This is a genomic window from Silvania hatchlandensis (assembly GCF_025564065.1).
Classification (GTDB): domain Bacteria; phylum Pseudomonadota; class Gammaproteobacteria; order Enterobacterales; family Enterobacteriaceae; genus Enterobacter; species Enterobacter hatchlandensis.
The window spans coordinates 219,896-237,989 of sequence record NZ_JAMGZK010000055.1 but is presented as its reverse complement, the minus strand read 5'-3'; the positions used below and the strand labels follow the sequence as shown (position 1 = coordinate 237,989).

Here is an 18,094-nt window from a genome sequence, read left to right as displayed (position 1 = left end):
CTCCTTGATGAAAAAGCGTTAAGCCCCTTTCAACATATCAAACACCACGCGGGCAAAGCCCTTCGCCAGTTCAGGGTTAGAGAGGTATTGCACCATCATCTCCTGCTGGGCGTCGTTACTGTCCATCACGGCATCATCAATGGCTTTCGGAAAATCGCCCAGCATCGCCTGTTCGCGCGTATTGTTGGCAATCTGGGTCATCACAGCCTGGTTTTCTGACAGCTTGTCACGCACCGCGAAGGCATAGTTGATCATGTCTTTATCGGTGAGATTATCGGTAACGAACAGCTCGTTAAGACGCGCCAGGATATTCGACAGAAACTCTTCTTTCTTGTCTTTCGGCTTTGCCGTACCGACATCATTACCCGGTGTGATTTTGTATTCCGCCGCATCTTCCTGCAGCTTCAGATGCTGTTCGTGAAGCTTCGACAGGCGATAATGGCTCATCTCCACGTTGCTTAAATCAATCTCATCTTCTTCGATGCGCTGTTCATGCAGCAACGGACGCAGATGGCGGGCAAACAGGCTCAGCTTTTCCAGGTTCTTGTCGTCGTAATCGACGATTTGCGACATAAACTCGTAAAAGCGGACAAAGCTGCCGAGATCTTTCTTGAAGATATCCAGCTTACTTTTTTCTTTCTCGCACTCTTTGAAGGTATTTTCCGCATTAGTGATCAACACAACATCGCCGGTCTTCTTGGTACGTTCAAACATCTCCTTGGCGAGGACATACGCATCAATCGCTGAGGTGTAGCGATGCTTCCAGCGCTCCACTGCAGGTTTGCAGATATTGCTAATCGCCGCATTGGATTTGTTTTTGCTGAAGAACGCCTCGCAGAACTGCTCCACTTCGTTCCACAGGAAAATACCGCTGGTTCGCAGTTTTTCAAACAGTTCAAAGACGAGCTGCGGATCGCTGACATCCGTCAGCTCGGCTGTCTGGTAGTACGGCTGGAAAGCACCCAGAATCTCTTCAGGTTCGTTCCAGAAATCGAGCACAAAGGTGCCGGACTGCGCCTTCCCAGGATAGGTACGATTCAGGCGAGACAGCGTCTGTACGCACTCCACGCCGCCCAGCTTTTTATCCACATACATAGCACAGAGCTTAGGCTGGTCAAAACCTGTCTGGAATTTGTTAGCCACCAGCATCACCTGGTAGTCATCGGTATCAAACGCTTTGCGCATATCCCGGCCTTTCAGGCCTGGGTTCATATTGATCTCGGTGAACTTCTGGTTAAGCAACGCAAGGCTATTGTGGTCTTCTTCATGAAATTCCACTTCCCCGGAGAACGCCACCATTGCGCTTATCTTGTCGTAGTTTTTTTCGGCGATGTATTTATCAAACGCCAGCTTGTAGCGCACCGCCGCTTTACGCGAACTGGTCACTACCATCGCTTTCGCCTGGCCGGCCAGTAAGTGCATCACATGCTTACGGAAGTGCTCAACAATCACCCTCACCTTCTGCGACACGTTATGATCGTGCAGCGAGACCCACTGGTTCAGTTTGATCTTCGCTTTCTTGCTGTCCACTTCCCGTTCAGGATCGTCCAGCTTTTGCAGCAGCTTGTACGCCACTTTGTAGTTGGTGTAGTTCTTTAGCACATCAAGAATAAAGCCCTCTTCGATGGCCTGACGCATGGAGTAAACGTGGAACGCTTCCGGCTTATTGGTTTTTGAAGCTGGTTCCTGTGGATTAGGACGACGGCCAAACAGCTCCAGGGTTTTGGCTTTCGGCGTGGCGGTGAAGGCGTAATAGTTGAGGTTGTTGCTGTCTTTACGCGCGGCGACGGTGGCATCCAGAATATCTTCTGAAGACATCTCTACATCGTCGTCCGCTTCTTCGGTCATCAGCACTTCTTTCAGTTGACGCGCTGTAGAGCCGCTCTGTGAGGAGTGTGCTTCATCGGCAATCACCGCGTATTTACGCTGCTTGAGGCTAACGCTGTTTTCAATCGCCTTCAGGACAAACGGGAAGGTCTGAATAGTGACGATGATAATCGGCTGCGAGTTTTCCAGCGCGCTGGCCAGCTTCTCCGATTTAGAACCGTCGCCTTCTTTGTTATTAATACGCCCGACAACGCCATACTGATGTTCAAACTGATAGATGGTGTCCTGTAGCTGGTCGTCCAGCACGGTACGGTCCGTCACTACAATCACCGAGTGGAACTGCTTCTCGCCATGCTCATCGTACAGGCGGGAAAGCTGGTGGGCCGTCCAGCCGATAGAGTTCGATTTACCCGACCCCGCACTGTGTTGAATCAGGTATTTATTGCCGGTACCTTCCACCGTGGCGGCGGTGATAAGTTTGTTGACCACATCCCACTGGTGATAGCGCGGGAAAATCAGACTCTCGCTTTTGTACTTCAGGCCAATGGCATTTTCTTTTTCGACGATTTGCAGATGCACAAAACTGGCGAGAATTTTCAGCAAATTGTCCGGCAGCAGCACCTCATTCCACAGGTAGCTGGTGGCGTAGTCGTTGGCATCTTCCGGGATATCATTCCCCGCGCCGCCGTCATGGGTCCCTTTGTTAAACGGCAGGAAGAAGGTTTTATCGCCATCGAGTTTGGTCGCCATAAACACTTCATACTGGCTGACGGCAAAGTGCACCAGCGCCCCGCGTTTAAAGGTTAGTAGCGGCTCAGGTTTATTGGTGCCAGGGTCCTTTGGCAAACGCGTTTTCTTATATTGCGTAATCGCGTTTTGTACTGTCTGCTTAAATTCAGACTTCAGTTCCAGCGTCGCTATCGGCAGGCCATTGACGAACAACACCAGGTCGATACGCCATTTCTTCGCTTTTACACCCGTTTCTTCAAATGCGGCCTTCGACACATGTGGGCTGTAAACCAGCTCCGGCACGATACGGCAGATATTCTGTTTGTAGCGCGTTAGGGTTTCCGGATTGAGGTTATGTTCCGGCTTAAACTGGCACAGGGAAAAACGCGCATTATGGCTTTTGATACCATGACGCAGCACGCCGAGCGTGCCGTAAGTGCGGGACAAAACATCGGTGGCGTTGATATCCGCTTTTTTCAGCTGAGCCACCAGCGCATCGAGGAAATGACGCTCGGTATCGGTAGGATAAATTTTGGCAAACTTCTCCCACTCCTGCGGATGCGTGGTTTGCACAAAGGTTAGTGCATCCTGGGAATAAAGTGCGCGTTCGCGATCGTAGCCGTCGGTTTTGCCACAACTCCAGCCTTTTTCTTCCATCTGAGCAATCATCTCATTCTGGAAAATCAGTTCTTTGGTGCTGTCCATGCTCATGCGGTAGCCTCCTGTGGCTCCTCAATATCCTGCGTCTCAGGGGCAACCCAATCGCGGACGTCGATTTTTCCGGTGACGGCGGCGGAGATAAGGGCGGTGCGGCGTTCCTGGAGTAATCCAACCTGATTGGCTGATAAACAGGACAGATAATCATAATTATTTTGGACGCATTTTAAATATTTTACGATTGCATCTTGTTCATGCAATGGTGGCAATGCTAATGGAGCTTCAGCTATATTGCTTAGATTTAGTCCTTCCTTCAGACCATATTGTGCAACCTCAAAGTATGAGCGCCCATTTGATGACGTAAGACAATACCCCAGAAATGAAGAGTTAATCTTCGGTGTTTCTGGGCGAATAAGACTGAGATGTTGGTTAATATAGGTTTTCTGCGAGAGTTTAGAGACAATTGCAACCCGTCCTGTGTTTGCACCTGTAATACATATCACAACATCGCCATTCATTAATCGAGTACGTACACCTTCAGCATTTTTTGGTGGTGATACCCGTTTAGCTTTATCAAGGTGTAGACCAAGCTCATTATTCAAATCACCACTCTGAAGAAATATCTCATCGCCATCATCGGTAATATAATCAGACCAGCCTCTTGGACCAGAGGTAATGAATGATGATACTTGTTTAACTCGAACCGAATCCCAATGCGCCGGCACTTCTCCCAACCACTCCACACCAGAATCTTTCATCGGCACATCAGGGTTTAGCCCTTTGGTGACGGCATGGCTAATCACTGCCTGACGTTTTTCTTTTAACAGTTCAATCAGTTGCTGTTGCTTTTCGATCAGGTTATCGATTTTTGCGGTTTCGTGGTCAAGGAAGCATGAAATATTTCGTTGCTCATGCATGGGAGGAAAACAGAATTTTTCCATCAAATAAGCATCTGCATCGAGGTTTTGAATTCCCGTTGTTTGCTTAATCGATGGGTAATTTACTTTCCCTGCATAAAGCTGTGAAAACGCATATGTTAAAAAATGACTATCATAGCTTTCCCTTGGGGACATTTTTGCAACAAAGTTTGAAGTAACTGCCTCGTATTCTTTATCAAACAAAACAACACAACCAACTAAAGTCTTGTCACCGCCACCTGATTTCTCGATTAATAAATCGCCTTTTTTGAGCAAACGGCTACCTCTATCTTTCGGAAGGATAGACCTTGTCGTTAGTTTCAAATCAGAAATCTTAAATGACTGACGTTCAAAATCAGCAACCCGGAGCACAATTAAATCATGCTTATCATCAGGCTCCCCCCCCCAAACGCCATTCGTACAACTATCAATCGCGCGTTTTAGTGAATGAATATGCCAATTTAGAGGAACTTCCCCCAACCACTCAACCCCAGAATCCTTATACTCCGGATACGCCTTATACTTAGCCATCAGGAATGGACCTCCTGCAGCAGCTTCATAATCTCGGCGCTGACCGCATCCAGATCGGCATCAATATCCTCCAGCGGGCGCGGCGGCTGATAGACGTAGAAATGGCGGTTAAACGGAATCTCGTAACCGACAATCCCCACTTCGTTATCTTTAGCATCGCGCTTATCTGCGTTGATCCAGGCGTCATTCACGTGCGGCAGAACTTCCGCTTTGAAATAGTTTTCAATCAGGTCGCTGGTGGACCATGCAGGGTTCAGCGGCACGTTTTCGTTATCGCGCAGCTCGCCGTCCTGTTCAAACTCTACCACTTTGCCTTTGTATTCAAACGCCCCGTACAACGGCTGAGCGGCTTCTTTCAGCGCCTTCTTCACCACCGGCTCTGCATCCGGGTTTTTGGTGGTGATGGCATCGATAAACTGCTTGCTCTCTTTCGCATCCAGCTTCACTCCAGCTGTTTTGATGACCCCTTTCAGGGTCAGTTGGAACTGGTTGAAATCATTGCTTACCAGCGTTTTGCCACCTGTCTGCGTATCCAGAGCCGTCTGAATCTGCTGCGCTTTTTCCATCAAGGCGCGCTGCGCCAGCCACAGCTTGCTGTCGAGCAGGTCTTTAATCTGTTTCTCTTTCAGCTCGACGAATTCAGCTTTGATGATGGCGCGCGCATCGGCTTCCAGCCCGGAGAAATCACCGTAGTTACCCGCCTGCCAATGGGACGCGAACTCTTCATACAGGCGTTCCATCGGCGCGTTAAACGGCTTCGATGCAAAGCGCAGAGTCGCAATCGCCTCATCCGTCACCTGAGCAGATAAACGCAGCGGGCGTTCAATGGTCAGGCGGCGATAGCCAAAATCGGTGCTGTTAAAGATTTTGCTGGCGAAGGTTTTCGGCGCTTCGGTTTTGGCGGTAGCAGGCTGACGGCCACGGTTGGATTTTTGCTCGGCGGCTTTTTCCAGACCTAATTCTTCCAGGGTTGTGGCATCCACCACTTCAAACTCACCGAAGGTCTGCGTGATCAGTTTGATATCGTCCTCGCCCATCACGTTGCGCTTGGAGCCCAGCGATTTTCGCATTTTGCCGCACAGGTTGGTGCCATCAATCAGCTGTACTTTGCCTTTACGCTCAGGCGCTTTCTTGTTGGAGAGGATCCAGACGTAGGTGGCAATGCCGGTGTTGTAGAACATGTCCGTTGGCAGCGCGACGATGCCTTCCAGCAAATCGGCTTCCAGAATGTAGCGTCGGATTTCACTCTCACCGCTGCCCGCACCACCGGTAAACAGTGGGGAACCGTTAAGGATAATCCCGATACGCCCACCGTTGCTCACGGAGCCATCCATATTGTGGTTGTCGCGCATTTTGCTGATCAGGTGCATCAGGAACAGCAGCGAGCCGTCGGAAACACGCGGCAAACCCGGGCCAAAGCGACCGTTAAAGCCTTTCTGCGTATGTTCGTCGTTAATCTCGCCCTCAATCTTTTTCCAGTCCACGCCAAACGGTGGGTTAGAGAGCATGTAGTCGAACTGGTCCTGAGGTAACTGGTCGTTAGAGAGGGTGTTACCCAGCTTAATACGGCTGACGTCCTGACCTTTGATCAGCATGTCGGCTTTACAGATAGCGTAGGATTCCGGGTTCAGCTCCTGGCCAAAGGCACGCATGACCGCGTTAGGGTTCAGCTCGTGCACATATTCCATGCCTGAAGAGAGGAAGCCGCCGGTCCCGGCCGTTGGGTCGTAAATGGTACGGATGATACCGTCCTGCGTCAGGGCTTCATCATCTTCCATAAACACCAGCGAGGTGGTCAGGCGCACGATATCGCGTGGGGTGAAGTGCTCACCAGCGGTCTCGTTGGAGCTTTCCGCAAAACGACGGATAAGCTCTTCAAACACCAGGCCCATCTCAAAGTTGGAAATCGCTTTCGGGCTCAAATCGGTGGTGGCGAATTTCTTCACCACTTTAAACAGCAGGTTGGCATCTTCCAGCAGACCGACAAACTCACTGAATTTGAAGTGCTCGAAGATTTCACGTGCGTCCGGGGAGAACGCCTGTACGTAGCTTTCCAGGTTGGCTTTGATGTCGTTCTGGCCCATCTTGCCAAGATCCATCTTCGATGTATTGAAGAAGGAAAGCCCGCTGGCGCGCAGCAGAAACTTCTCTTTGGCATCTTCCGGAAGTGGGCTGGTTTTTAATTCATCATATTTCGCCACCACCGCATCTTTAGTTTCGGCCAACACACACTCAAGGCGACGCAGCAGCGTAAAGGGCAGGATCACGCGCCCGTACTGAGACTGTTTGAAATCACCGCGCAGCAGATCAGCCACCGACCAGATAAAGGCAGCCGTTTGAGAAAAGTTAGTGTTAGTCATGAGTGATAACCGAGAAAATGGCATAAAAAAGTGGCAGGATTATACCCCATCAGGCATAACATGCTTTGACTTATAGAGCATCAATATGAAACACAATGGTGAATCAATCCTTATGTTTACAAATATTAACCGCCCCTCCCAAAGAAACTTTAAGCATATCAACAAGGCTACTTGCAAGTTCATTGAGGAGAACAACCTGTCAGGTGAGGATATATTGTTATTCTTGTACCCGGTTTCTTCGAAACCAATCATCATCTCCCGAGACTCCTCACTCCCCGAAAGTAGGCATCGGTGTAGACAAATAAGGTTGAAAGAACTTAACGCTCTCTGGGAGCAAGCTAGGAAAGTGGAAGCAAGTACTGAGCGCGAACCTGAGAAGAAAGCAGTGTTCTTTACCGAGAAAAATATAGGGCTCATTATCCAAGGCGTTTTTACGTTAGTTGGCATTGCCGTAAAAGGCCATATTGATCTTAAGAAACAAGGACCTGTTGGTAGAAAGTAAATTGAGCAACAACTTAAACACAACCGAAAACTGGCGAAAACCGTTGGTCTCGCCAGCAAATCCAGAGTTCCGATTTAAGTAGCCTTCATTTCTGCCGAAAAAGATTCACTACGTTGTTTTCTTGCTGTTGCTGGTGGTTGTTCACCCGCGACTCCCAGATTTCGAGTGCCTTACGCTTTTCAACCAAGTAATCGTAACGATCATAGTGTTTAGAACTTACATCCTGTAGGGCATGGTTCTGAATACGGTCACGCAGGTCTTTAGCGATACCCGCTTCCCCCATCAGAGTCTTACAGGTACGGCGAATATCACGAGCAATAAATGACGGGCTCAACGAAAAGTGTTCCCGATAATAGATGATGGCTTGCGCGAAGCTGTCTGTGCGCAGATGCTGTTCAGATTTGATGCGCTGCGGGAAGATGTAAGGGCTCTGATTAAGATTCTCAGCTTTCAACTTTTCGAGTATCCCAATGGCTGACTCAGTCAACGGTACCAGATGGTCTCTTTTATTTTTCGAAACATCCGCCACTATCAATAACGTCTTCTCTTCCCAGTTAATCGCACCCCAACGGCTGGAAACCAGTTCATGTGGCCTCTGGCCGCCCGTGTAGACACATAAGTTAAGCAATTGACTGATTAACAAGCCCACTTTTGGCGCTTTGGGGAAATCCCCCATCAATTGCAGCAACTCATCTAATTTCAGCCAGTTTGTACCCGGTTTTTCCGCTGCTGATTGTTTAGGAATGACGCTGACTGGGTTCATCAGGAGCCCAAACATAACATTCTGCAGGTGGTTTGCCGGGTCGTTGTCTGCCTTCAATCCATAATTGAAGGCTGCCATTAGATAAGAGCGGACACGGTTTGCTTCAACCGAGGCTCCACGTTTGATAATAGCCGCCAGAATTTGTTTGATATGAGCGGGTGTAACGTCACGCGCTTTCGTCGCTTTAGGTATAAATAGGTAGGTTTCTTTTTCCAGCCGGTACAGGACCTGTTGCCAGGTACGTTTGCCGTCTTCACGCATTTTGGTGGTGTAACCCAAAATGAGTTGCTCAATGCTGCCTTTGAGCTGGTCTTCGCGCTGTTGTTGTTCGGCAGTAAAGAGTTGTTCTGCGATTTCAGCTTTAGGAGATTTTCCTTCTTTAAGAAGGCCCGCATGTTCCTTACATTGCAGCCTTGCCTGAGCGAGTGACAACTCAGGAAAGCGGCCAAGCAGAATGAATTGCCGTTTACCCTGCCAAAAATAGCGATAGTAAAAAACTCGCTGGCCTGATGGCTCGACTTTCACCCCTAAACGCCCAGCCCCACGCTCACCGCTTTTGTCCCAGATGTAGTAAGCAGTTGTTTTCGGCTTTAAGCCGCTAATCATCGAGACAGTTAAATTATCAGACATAGCGTTTTCTGTTCTTCCTTCGTTACATCACCTAGCTGATTCTGGGTGATGTAGTGGGTGACGTAATGATGATACTGAAGGATAAAAAGCAGAACAACATGAAACAGCAATCATAAAATAAACTATTGTTATTTATATCCATTAAGTCTAATTGCAAAAATATGAAAAATCATGAAACATCAAATCCATATGACTCATAATCGCTTGGTCGCTGGTTCAAGTCCAGCAGGGGCCACCAGATACAGCAAGGGCTGGAGAGAAATCTCCAGCCCTTTTGCTTTTAACGCCATCCAAACCGCGCCACACATTTGTGCACCTGTTCTGCGAGAACAGCAACCCGCGCCCCTGAAAAAGCGAGAGAGGCCTTCACCCCTCTCGCTAAACGTAACGACCCTTACATCATCTGGAAAACCAGCGAGATAGCCATACCAAAAGTGATGCCATACACCCAGTTATGCTGCGCCATCACCCGCATCCGCTTACGATTGCTGATGGTGACGTTTTCAAGCAAGTTGCGAGCGGTGCGCGTCTGGCTGACATAATGGGTAATAATATCTTTTGAACAATGCCGAAAATGTTGAATGTCATCTCTTATAAACTCATCGACCTCGCCTTTATTGGCTTTGAGTTCTCGCACGATCCCTTCTAAGAGTTTTTCCATTCCTTTGACGCGCAGGACAACATCATCTTCCAGTTTCATCAGTTGCATAATTCAGATCCATGATTGCATTTAGTTGCTGAGGACAACGTCCGTATCCTCGGCAATCATGATGCGCGTCGATGCTTTTCGTATCAACCAGGGAAATATTAATTATATTGAACTGGAAAAAACGTCATCTTCAGCCCTGTCAGTAGCGAAAACGCAGACATTGCCTCAGCCCCCCGTCACCATCAAAACCTCATCGACAAAGCTTTTGGCGCGGGGAATATCATCCTCATCCACATGCTCAATAATCAGCGGGATATTCGGGTATTTTTGCACCAGCAGATTCAAATACAGCGGATAGTTCAGCGCCCCTAATCCGGCTGCCGGCAGCTCGACCGAGCCCGCCCCACGGAAGCTATTATGCTCTGCTGCCCCGCCACCAAATTTCTCGGCGACCGCATCGGTTCGTTTGCAATCTTTGGCGTGGGCAATTTTGATTTTGCTCTCCAGCACGTCAAAAATGCTGTGCAGAGTGTGGTCGATAGCCTCGATATTGCTATCGTCAAAATAGTTGGTGGGATCCAGCGCCAAGCCAATACCAGGGTGGTCGACCTCGCGCAGCAGTCTGGCGACCTGCGCGACCGAACCGATAATATTGTTAACATAGTTCTCGACCAGAAACACCGCGTTATGTTCATACGCAAAGGTCGCCAGATCTTTGGCGATCGCTTTAAACTCCTGATACGCCTCTTCAGTGCTGTTTTTAGCATCGTACAGCCAGTCGCTGTCGGTGTTATAGGTTCCCGTTTCGCTGATGACGTAAGGGGTGCCAAAATCACGGGCGTGGGCGAGGATCTCTTTCACCGCGGCGATGTTCTCGGCACGCTTCACCGGATCCGGATGCACCAGGTTGGTGTAGGCAGAAATCGCCACGATCGGCAGCGACGCCCGGCGAAAGGCGTCCCGCACCTGATGCGCTTTTTCTGCCGTGATATGCCCCCGGCGCAGATCCACATCGGTGAACTCAAGATCCAGCTGCACGCAGCCCATGCCCGCCTGCTGAATTTTGGCGATGGTGTGATTCAGGGTGCCCGGGTAATAACCGGTGAAAATGCCGACGTTAATCATTGTGTATTCTCCAGTAGAATTTCATTGAGATAAACGGTTCTCTCTTCCTGAATAGAGACATAGCAAGCTTCAATGCAGGCCAGGGTACTGAGGTTGTCTTTGGCACTGAGGAGGGGCTCTGTCCCCTCTTCAATTGCACACAGTAAATTGGCCATCGTGCCAATAAAGGCATCCGGGAACCATTGCCGTTCCCACCGCGGCGTCACCCACTCTCCGGGGTTATTTCGCGTCGCCAGCTTCAACGTGCTGCCGCAATAATCCGGCTCGCGGCGATGCCAGCCAAAATCCCCTTCCGCAAGGCCGTCGGTGCCCTCTACGCGCCAGTTGATATAGTTATTCTTTGCGCAGGGTTCACCCGGCCAGGCCCACACGTCATCCAGGCTGGTGGCGATAAGACCATTCGCGTACTGGAAGCTGTACTGGGTGATGCCATCGGTATGGGCGAATGTGGTACGTGGATCTGTCCGGCATATCGCAGTGACTTTGAGCGGGTTGCCAAATAAAAAGCGGAAGGCATCGATGTGATGGATCGCCATGGCATACAACTCCAGCTTTTTATACTGCTGCAAAAAGAGCTGCCAGTCTGGAATGGCTCGCATATCAATACTGGCAATAACCGGGCTGCCAATCAGTTGATTCTCAAGGATGTATTTCAATGCACGCATCGACGGGTCGTAGCGCATATTGGAGTTAACCGCGATGGGAATACCGCTCTGTTCACTGAGACGCACCATCTCGTGCCCCGCATCCAGCGACATCGCCAGCGGCTTCTGGCACAGAATGCCTTTAATATGGCGGGCGGGAGAATGGGGTCCGCAAATAAAGCGCACGATCTCAAGCTGGACATGCGGGGGAACCGCAATATCAATAATCTCGATGTTCGGGTCGCAGACCATCTCCTGCCACGTTTCGTAAACTTTATGGATGCCAAATAATTCGGCGAGCCGGTGACAATGATTTTGTTCCCGGGAGGTAATACCGACGGTATTAAATCCGGCCTTCTGATAGGCCACCAGATGGCAATGCTCAACAATAAAACCGGCGCCGATAACCCCGATTTTATAATCCAGTCGTTTGGGCAGAGCGGGTCGTGTGGCCTGCTCTAATTGACGTAATAGCGTGTCCATAAAACCCCGTAATCACAGTGAAGTAGCGAGCGGTGAATTCACTGTAGTCGGCCTGGCAAAAGAGTGTCATAGGCAGAATTCTCTGCCATATGGATACAAATCTCAGGGGAACGGTTATGTGAGTAAGCTCATATCAGCCCTCCCCGTGCAGATAAAAAAGCCCCGCGCCATTAACATGCCGCGGGGTCAGAAAGAGATGCCGTTACGTGCCGATTAATCGAGGTGGTATATCTCTTCCATCTCGACCCACAGAGTTCCCTCTGGCTCGCCGTCCAGCGGTTTCTGACAGGGTCCGGTTTGTTGCCACCATTCCTGCGTTTGCAGGTGGGCGGCCATTTTTGCCTGATCGGCTGGGTAGTTATCCCCGCTGTATTCCAGGTAACTGAATAACAGCCCGTTTTTATAATAAATAGAGAAATTACGTAAGTTGCACGCTTTAATCATGGCGTTCACTTCTGGCCAGGGGTTTGCGTGCAGCGCCTTATAATAGTCCAGCTTTTCCGGCCGGACCTGCACCACACAGCCAAAGCGGCGTATTTTTCCCATCAGGCTAGGCCTTATTATCAATCACACCGGCACGCTGCAGAATATGCCTGATCTCCACTTTCATCTCTTCAGTAAGTGGCGATGCGGGCGGCAGGGAATGAACCGGAATATCCAGCCCGATAAGCTGTAAGGCGTACTTCACGGCGTTATAGAAAGGGAGATCCATACTGTAAAGCGGTGGGATCCAGGAGAGAGATTGCTGCAGTTCTACCGCCCGTGAGAAATCCTGTTTGCGGAAGGCATCCAGGATCCCACAGGTGAGTTGCGGCGCAAAGTTGGCGCTGGCCGGAATACAGCCGTCACCCCCCAGAATCAGCGTTCCCAGCAGGTATTCATCATAACCGGCAAAAATAGCAAAATCGGGACGATGCGGCTTCACCGCGTGGATCGTTTCACGAATATGCGACAGGGTATCGACGGTATCCTTCAGGCCCACGATATTGGGGCAGCTTAACGCCAGCTCACGAATGATATGCACCGGCAGGGGCTGCCCGGTGAGTGCCGGGAAGTTATACAGCAGGATCGGCAGCTCCAGTGCAGCAGCAATCAACTGGTAATGGCGCAGCAGATTAGCGTCGCTGAGCGGGTTGTACCACGGGTTGACCACCACCACGCCGCTGGCACCGATGCGCTGAGCATGCAGGCCCGCGTCGATCGTTTGTTGCGTGCCGCAGTATGCGATGCCGATCAGCACCGGTTTTCTGCCGGCAACCTGGCGCACACAGAACGCGGCCACCTGCTCGCGCTGGGCGTCTGACATATGGGCGAACTCACCGGCGCTGCCGAGGAAGAACAGGCCATCTACCGGCGAAGCGAGTAAATGTTCAATTAATGTCGCCTGGGCGACCTCATCAAATTCACCGTTTGCATCAAACAGTGTCGGAACCGGGGGAATAACACCACTAAAACGAGGCTGATTCATTATCTTCTCCTGGGATGATTATCTGAACATAACGCTATTTTATTTAACTGATTTTATCGGTAATACAAAGAAGGATGAGGCAAACACAAATATAATTGCCGCGATAAACAGTGTCGAATAATCATTATTAAAGGTTGATAACATCCATGCGGATAAAACAGGGCTGAACGACTGAGGTAAAACGGTGGCGATAGTCAGAATCCCCATGTCTTTTCCCGCCTGTTTGCCGCCACCCGGTAATACCTGGGTCATCAGTGCCATATCGATAGAGGTATAAGCCCCGTAGCCCAGACCGAGAATGGCCGCGTAGTAATACATGCCGTTCAGGGTCGGAACCAGTAAGGGGATCACCAGGCCTGCGGCCATCAGAATACTGGAGGCAAAGACAAAGATTTTGCGCCGTTGAAACTTATCAGACAGATAACCCGATACCAGGCCGGAGAACAGCAGCGTGACCAGGGTAATCAGCGAGATCGTACCGATGGCGTAGTTGGCGTCTTTAACGCTTAACCCGATGTAATCCTGCAGAATATACAGCTGATACGTCACCACCCCCTGGTACCCCAGAAACATGGCGAATCGACCAAAGAACGCCCAGCCAAAATCGGGATAATGACGCGGACTGACCCAAAAGCTTTTGAAAAATGTCCCCCAACGGAAGGGTTCTACCTCCAGCGTCCGGGTAGAAGGCTCACGGTTGATCAGGACAAAGGCGATGCAACAGGTGACGATCGCCAGGCCAAACACCAGATAGCCAAGCTGCAGGTTCCAGGCCAGATAGCCAGCAATAATAATGCCAACCGTACCGCCCGCGGTCGATCCCGCCCCGACAAAGCCGGAGGCAATACCGCGGTTTTCCGGCAGGAAGCGGTCAGCAACCACCGTGGCTAAAGGGCCATTCATACAGTTGAGCGAGATCGCCGCCATCAGCCAGAAGACGGCGATACCCGCCACCGTGGTGGTCATCGAAATACCAAAAATCGCCAGCCCGCCGATGAGGGCGCCCCCCACAATCCACGGTGAACGACGTCCCCAGGTTGAGCGGCAGCGGTCGGACAATGCCCCGGCAATGGGTTGCGCAAAAATGGTAAACAGCAGGGCCGACGTCATGACAATAGCCAGATTGTTGGCTTTATTGGCAGGATCAATTTGCGCGATGTGGTTCGGCAACAGCACGGAAATAACGCCGCAGTACAGGGCCAGCAAGACAAAAAAATTGCTGAATAACGACGCCAGCAGGATCCGCTTTTTTCTTCCGGTCACCAGCAATGTATTGTCTGCAGGATTATCCTTAACGCTGTTGCCTGTCTTTGTCGGGTGCAGGATATGACTATTATCAGACATGCTTATTTCCTCAATTATTATTTTGCGTAGGGTAATGCGAAATAAACGTCATCCTGACTTTAGTGATGATTAAACGGCTCTCCTGACTGTGATAAATAAACCTCGCGTGCATTCCCGGCCATAATGGCCTGCCTGTCGGCGACGTAAAGATCGGCAATCGCCATCTCGACGCACTGCTTCCAGCGCGCATAGCCGCCAGCCAGATTGACTACCGGCCAGTCGCTACCGAATAAGCACCGTCGCGGGCCATACACCTGCACAGCGTGCTGGATCCACGGCACAATGTGCGCCGGGCTCCAGTGCTGCCAGTCCGCTTCGGTTGGCAAGCCAGAAATTTTGCAGCGTAAAGCGGGAAAAGCGGCTAACGTCTCGATGGCGCATTGCCATTCGTGCCACGCGTTATGGATAATTCCCGGCTTCCCCATGTGATCCAGCACGACCTTCGCGTCAGGATGCTGGCTGTACAGCCAGCTCAGGAGATGATGCACGGCCGGAAGCTGACGCGCCCTAACGCACAGGTCGAGGACAAACCCCTCCCGTGCCGCCGCCAGCAGACCGGCACGATAATGGGCATCGTAGAACAACGTATCAGGTTCGTTTTGCAATGAACGACGTACACCCACCACGCGGGGCATGGCGCGCAGCTGCCGCAGGTGCGCCACCACCGCGTCGCCCTCTTCTAACGGTGCCCAGGCCACAATGCCTGCAAGGTGAAAAGGCGAATCCTCGGCCAGCTGGTTAATCCACATCACTTCGTCCAGCGCCTGTTCCGCCGCACAGTCAGCCTGCACCACAATCGCCGCCTCCGGGATGTCCCCTGCGTGCGCCCGCTGGGCAGGCAGTTGCGGGCTATTGAGCGCAGGCACCGCATTCAGCCAGTCGTAGCGCAGTACCCGGGGATCCCACAGATGAAGATGGCTGTCGAGAGGCTTCATTTTTGCGCTTTTCCTCCGTTCCCTGGCCGACTGTCCCAGCCAATATTGAGAACCGGGGCCATCAGCGCATCAATGCGCTGCAGCAGTCCCTCATCCAGCGGCTGCGCGCTCCAGCGTACGTTGTCGAGCATGTTTTGCTGGCTGGCGGTACCTATCACGGTGCTGGCGATCCCTTGTTCTGCGGCGGTCGTCAGCGCAAACTGCAGCGCCACCTGCGAAATATTGACCCCTTCACGATCGCACAGGGCCGAGACCGCACGGCAGATAGCCTGCACGTCCTGATGCGCCGGGTGCCACGCCGGTGCGCCGTGGCGGGTGAGTAACCCCATTGACAGCGGCGACGCGTTTAACACTCCCGTTCCTGCCTGGTTGAGGCGTTTCGCCACCTCACCTAAGCGGCGATCCTGTAAGGTCCAGGTACAGTACGCCATCACGGTATCGACGCTCTGCTCCACAGCCAGTTTCTCCAACAGCGCAAGGTCGTAGCCGGTGATACCGAGATGACGCACCACCCCCTGCTCTTGCAGCGCCCTCAGCGTCGGCAGAGCTTCATCCACCAACTGGTTGAGATCGCCGTACTCAACATCGTGGCACTGAATCACGTCGATATAATCCGTGCCCAGACGTGCCAGGCTGGCGTCGATGCTGCGTAACGTGGCCTCCCGGGAGAAATCCCACTGGCTGTCCCCGTAGCGGCCAACTTTGGTCGCCAGGCTATAACTCTGGCGTGGCACGCCCCTGAGGGCGATACCGAGTGCGCTTTCCGCCCTGGTTAAGCCGTAATACGGCGCGACATCAAAATAGTTAACGCCGTGCTCAAGCGCGGTGGCGACGGTTTCATTCGCCTGCTGCTGCGAGACAGGATGGTAAATACTCCCCAGCGACGCCGCGCCCATCGCCAGCACCGGCACCTGGATGCCCGTGCGTCCCAATGCCACTGTTTTCATGGTCTCTGTTCCTTGGTCATTGATTAGGGAATATCGCGATAGAGCGTTTTTAGCGATCGCCAGCCGGTAATTTTCATGCTTCTTCCCTGTTAGCGCAGTTCTGGAACAACGTTGTCACGGATACGCTGGCGTCTGGCCACATAGGCCGGAAGCGGCTGCACGCCGGATTGTTCGGTAAACCAGGCAAACGGGTCGGTGCTTGCCACCAGCGCAAAGTTGGCCCACGGGTTGAAGGAGCCCGAGCGGATCACCACTTTTGCCCGGTGGGCAATGTCGTGACACAGGGTTTCGTGGCTGGCGGTGTGAAACTCCGCCCCGGAACCGGTGTAGATAGACTGCACGTCGCGATACAGCTGGGGATGGCAATCGCGCACTTCGCTGGCAAAATGGACCTCTTCGGCAAAGATCTCCCGGCGCAACACGCGCAGGATTTCAAGGACGTCGACCGTACCGGGCCAGAATCCCAGATCGATGCGTTTTGCCTGCGGGGGGATGGGAAAACCCGCGTCCGTCACTAAGACGATGTCGGTGTGGCCAAGGGTGGCTAAAGCGGCGGCGAGTTCAGGGTGTAAGATTCTGTCGGGTCTCATGTTTATTCCTCTGCAAGGTTCATGCTTTTCATAAAGGCGTCGACATCACTGCGACAGTGATACGAGGGGACGGTTTCCCAGTCCGTACAGCAGAGTGCGGCCGTCGCATTGGCTAACAGCACGGCTTCAGCGATCGGCTTGCCTTCATCAAGGGCAACGGCCAGCGCGGCGTTAAAGCTGTCGCCCGCGCCGTTGCTGTCGACCACATCCACCTTACAGGGTGGGATTTCCTGCGTGTCGTGCTGGCTGAAGACCGCAGATCCCGCCTCACCGAGGGTCATCACCACGTACTGGCAACCCGTTTCGAGCAGCAGATCGGCAATTTCGCGGTTACTGCGCCCATCATCCGGGGCCAGCCCCAGCGCCACGCGGGCTTCGGTCTCATTCGGGGTCAGATAGTCGATGGCGCTCAGATCGATGCCGCGTAAATTGCGCGCAGGCGCCGGGTTAAGAATGGTGGTTTTCCCCAGCGCTTTGGCTTTTCGCAGGCCGTAGAGCGCGGTGTCGAGCGGGATTTCAAGCTGCGCGAGCGCCACATTGCACTTCTGGATATGCGCCAACGCACTATCCACCAGCGCGGGGGTAAAGAGCTTATTGGCTCCCATATCCACCACGATAATATTGCGCGCCTCGTTATCTTTGACGATCAGTCCCGCCCCGGTAGGCAACGCGTTGGTGAGCGTCAGCGCCCGAATATCAACCCCTTCCTGCTGCATCAGGCTGACAAACTCATGTCCGAAGGCGTCATCGCCCACCACGCCAGCGTAAGCGACATCTGCGCCAAGACGGGCGGCCTGGACCGCCATATCTGACCCTTTTCCACCCCAGGTCTGACGAAAATCGCGGCCAATCAGGGTTTCCCCGGCAAGGGGGATACGGTCGGTTGTCATAACCAGCGCTTTCGCGTAGCTCCCGAGAATAAATACGCTCATCACATTCTCCGTTCACTGTGCTGTTTGTTTTCATTGCGGGACGAAGTGCCGTCAACGCACT

Annotated in this window: 15 protein-coding genes; 1 reads left to right on the top strand and 14 read right to left on the bottom strand. The window is 52.0% G+C overall.

The window, feature by feature from the left end; translation table 11 throughout:
• Window positions 1–18: 18 nt before the first annotated feature.
• The 3 genes from M8014_RS22000 to M8014_RS21990 are packed head-to-tail and all read right to left on the bottom strand — an operon-like array spanning window position 19 to window position 7,021.
• The gene (locus M8014_RS22000; protein ID WP_271284490.1) at window positions 19–3,267 is read right to left on the bottom strand and encodes a type I restriction endonuclease subunit R; all 3,249 of its coding nucleotides are present in this window, start codon (window positions 3,265–3,267) and stop codon (window positions 19–21) included.
• A complete protein-coding gene (locus M8014_RS21995; protein WP_271284489.1) occupies window positions 3,264–4,661 on the bottom strand; it encodes a restriction endonuclease subunit S in 1,398 nt (465 codons plus the stop codon). The genes M8014_RS22000 and M8014_RS21995 overlap by 4 nt, the downstream gene beginning before the upstream one ends.
• On the bottom strand, window positions 4,661–7,021 hold the full coding sequence (locus M8014_RS21990; RefSeq protein WP_271284488.1) for a type I restriction-modification system subunit M: 2,361 nt from the start codon (window positions 7,019–7,021) through the stop codon (window positions 4,661–4,663). Before M8014_RS21990 ends, M8014_RS21995 begins: the two co-directional genes overlap by 1 nt.
• A gap of 85 nt (window positions 7,022–7,106) precedes the next feature.
• Here M8014_RS21990 and M8014_RS21985 point away from each other — a divergent pair, with 85 nt between their 5' ends.
• The gene (locus M8014_RS21985) at window positions 7,107–7,523 is read left to right on the top strand and encodes a hypothetical protein (protein ID WP_271284487.1); all 417 of its coding nucleotides are present in this window, start codon (window positions 7,107–7,109) and stop codon (window positions 7,521–7,523) included.
• A gap of 85 nt (window positions 7,524–7,608) precedes the next feature.
• On the opposite strand, the gene M8014_RS21980 is transcribed toward M8014_RS21985, so the two are convergent.
• The 11 genes from M8014_RS21980 to M8014_RS21930 all read right to left on the bottom strand — a co-directional run bounded on the left by M8014_RS21980 (window position 7,609) and on the right by M8014_RS21930 (window position 18,033).
• Window positions 7,609–8,916: a tyrosine-type recombinase/integrase gene (locus M8014_RS21980; protein WP_271284486.1), complete on the bottom strand. Its 1,308-nt coding sequence runs from the start codon at window positions 8,914–8,916 to the stop codon at window positions 7,609–7,611.
• Window positions 8,917–9,310: 394 nt separating this feature from the next.
• Window positions 9,311–9,625, bottom strand: coding sequence for a hypothetical protein (locus M8014_RS21975; protein WP_271284485.1), 315 nt, complete (start codon window positions 9,623–9,625; stop codon window positions 9,311–9,313).
• Between the two features lie 165 nt (window positions 9,626–9,790).
• Window positions 9,791–10,690, bottom strand: coding sequence for a sugar phosphate isomerase/epimerase family protein (locus tag M8014_RS21970; protein WP_271284484.1), 900 nt, complete (start codon window positions 10,688–10,690; stop codon window positions 9,791–9,793).
• Window positions 10,687–11,817 (bottom strand): Gfo/Idh/MocA family protein, encoded by a 1,131-nt coding sequence (locus M8014_RS21965; protein WP_271284483.1) that lies wholly within the window; start codon window positions 11,815–11,817, stop codon window positions 10,687–10,689. The genes M8014_RS21970 and M8014_RS21965 overlap by 4 nt, the downstream gene beginning before the upstream one ends.
• 213 nt (window positions 11,818–12,030) lie before the next feature.
• Window positions 12,031–12,363 (bottom strand): L-rhamnose mutarotase, encoded by a 333-nt coding sequence (locus M8014_RS21960; RefSeq protein ID WP_271284482.1) that lies wholly within the window; start codon window positions 12,361–12,363, stop codon window positions 12,031–12,033.
• Window positions 12,364–12,367: 4 nt separating this feature from the next.
• Window positions 12,368–13,285, bottom strand: coding sequence for a dihydrodipicolinate synthase family protein (locus tag M8014_RS21955; protein ID WP_271284481.1), 918 nt, complete (start codon window positions 13,283–13,285; stop codon window positions 12,368–12,370).
• 39 nt (window positions 13,286–13,324) lie between these two features.
• Complete coding sequence (locus M8014_RS21950; protein ID WP_271284480.1) at window positions 13,325–14,629, bottom strand: MFS transporter; 1,305 nt, start codon at window positions 14,627–14,629, stop codon at window positions 13,325–13,327.
• Between the two features lie 59 nt (window positions 14,630–14,688).
• Window positions 14,689–15,564 (bottom strand): amidohydrolase family protein, encoded by an 876-nt coding sequence (locus M8014_RS21945; protein WP_271284479.1) that lies wholly within the window; start codon window positions 15,562–15,564, stop codon window positions 14,689–14,691.
• Window positions 15,561–16,511 (bottom strand): aldo/keto reductase, encoded by a 951-nt coding sequence (locus M8014_RS21940; RefSeq protein ID WP_271284478.1) that lies wholly within the window; start codon window positions 16,509–16,511, stop codon window positions 15,561–15,563. The genes M8014_RS21945 and M8014_RS21940 overlap by 4 nt, the downstream gene beginning before the upstream one ends.
• Window positions 16,512–16,600: 89 nt before the next feature.
• Complete coding sequence (locus tag M8014_RS21935; RefSeq protein WP_271284477.1) at window positions 16,601–17,101, bottom strand: RbsD/FucU domain-containing protein; 501 nt, start codon at window positions 17,099–17,101, stop codon at window positions 16,601–16,603.
• Window positions 17,102–17,103: 2 nt separating this feature from the next.
• Complete coding sequence (locus tag M8014_RS21930; protein ID WP_271284476.1) at window positions 17,104–18,033, bottom strand: ribokinase; 930 nt, start codon at window positions 18,031–18,033, stop codon at window positions 17,104–17,106.
• Between the last annotated feature and the right edge of the window lie 61 nt (window positions 18,034–18,094).

Bases quoted from the DNA above. Each gene is read 5' to 3' on its own strand.
- M8014_RS21965 (WP_271284483.1), bottom strand. From the start codon at position 11,817: ATGGACACGCTATTACGTCAATTAGAGCAGGCCACACGACCCGCTCTG.
- M8014_RS21980 (WP_271284486.1), bottom strand. From the start codon at position 8,916: ATGTCTGATAATTTAACTGTCTCGATGATTAGCGGCTTAAAGCCGAAA.
- M8014_RS21945 (WP_271284479.1), bottom strand. From the start codon at position 15,564: ATGAAGCCTCTCGACAGCCATCTTCATCTGTGGGATCCCCGGGTACTG.
- M8014_RS21960 (WP_271284482.1), bottom strand. From the start codon at position 12,363: ATGGGAAAAATACGCCGCTTTGGCTGTGTGGTGCAGGTCCGGCCGGAA.
- M8014_RS21930 (WP_271284476.1), bottom strand. From the start codon at position 18,033: ATGAGCGTATTTATTCTCGGGAGCTACGCGAAAGCGCTGGTTATGACA.
- M8014_RS21940 (WP_271284478.1), bottom strand. From the start codon at position 16,511: ATGAAAACAGTGGCATTGGGACGCACGGGCATCCAGGTGCCGGTGCTG.
- M8014_RS21935 (WP_271284477.1), bottom strand. From the start codon at position 17,101: ATGAGACCCGACAGAATCTTACACCCTGAACTCGCCGCCGCTTTAGCC.
- M8014_RS21990 (WP_271284488.1), bottom strand. From the start codon at position 7,021: ATGACTAACACTAACTTTTCTCAAACGGCTGCCTTTATCTGGTCGGTG.
- M8014_RS21950 (WP_271284480.1), bottom strand. From the start codon at position 14,629: ATGTCTGATAATAGTCATATCCTGCACCCGACAAAGACAGGCAACAGC.
- M8014_RS21975 (WP_271284485.1), bottom strand. From the start codon at position 9,625: ATGCAACTGATGAAACTGGAAGATGATGTTGTCCTGCGCGTCAAAGGA.
- M8014_RS22000 (WP_271284490.1), bottom strand. From the start codon at position 3,267: ATGAGCATGGACAGCACCAAAGAACTGATTTTCCAGAATGAGATGATT.
- M8014_RS21970 (WP_271284484.1), bottom strand. From the start codon at position 10,690: ATGATTAACGTCGGCATTTTCACCGGTTATTACCCGGGCACCCTGAAT.
- M8014_RS21955 (WP_271284481.1), bottom strand. From the start codon at position 13,285: ATGAATCAGCCTCGTTTTAGTGGTGTTATTCCCCCGGTTCCGACACTG.
- M8014_RS21985 (WP_271284487.1), top strand. From the start codon at position 7,107: ATGAAACACAATGGTGAATCAATCCTTATGTTTACAAATATTAACCGC.
- M8014_RS21995 (WP_271284489.1), bottom strand. From the start codon at position 4,661: ATGGCTAAGTATAAGGCGTATCCGGAGTATAAGGATTCTGGGGTTGAG.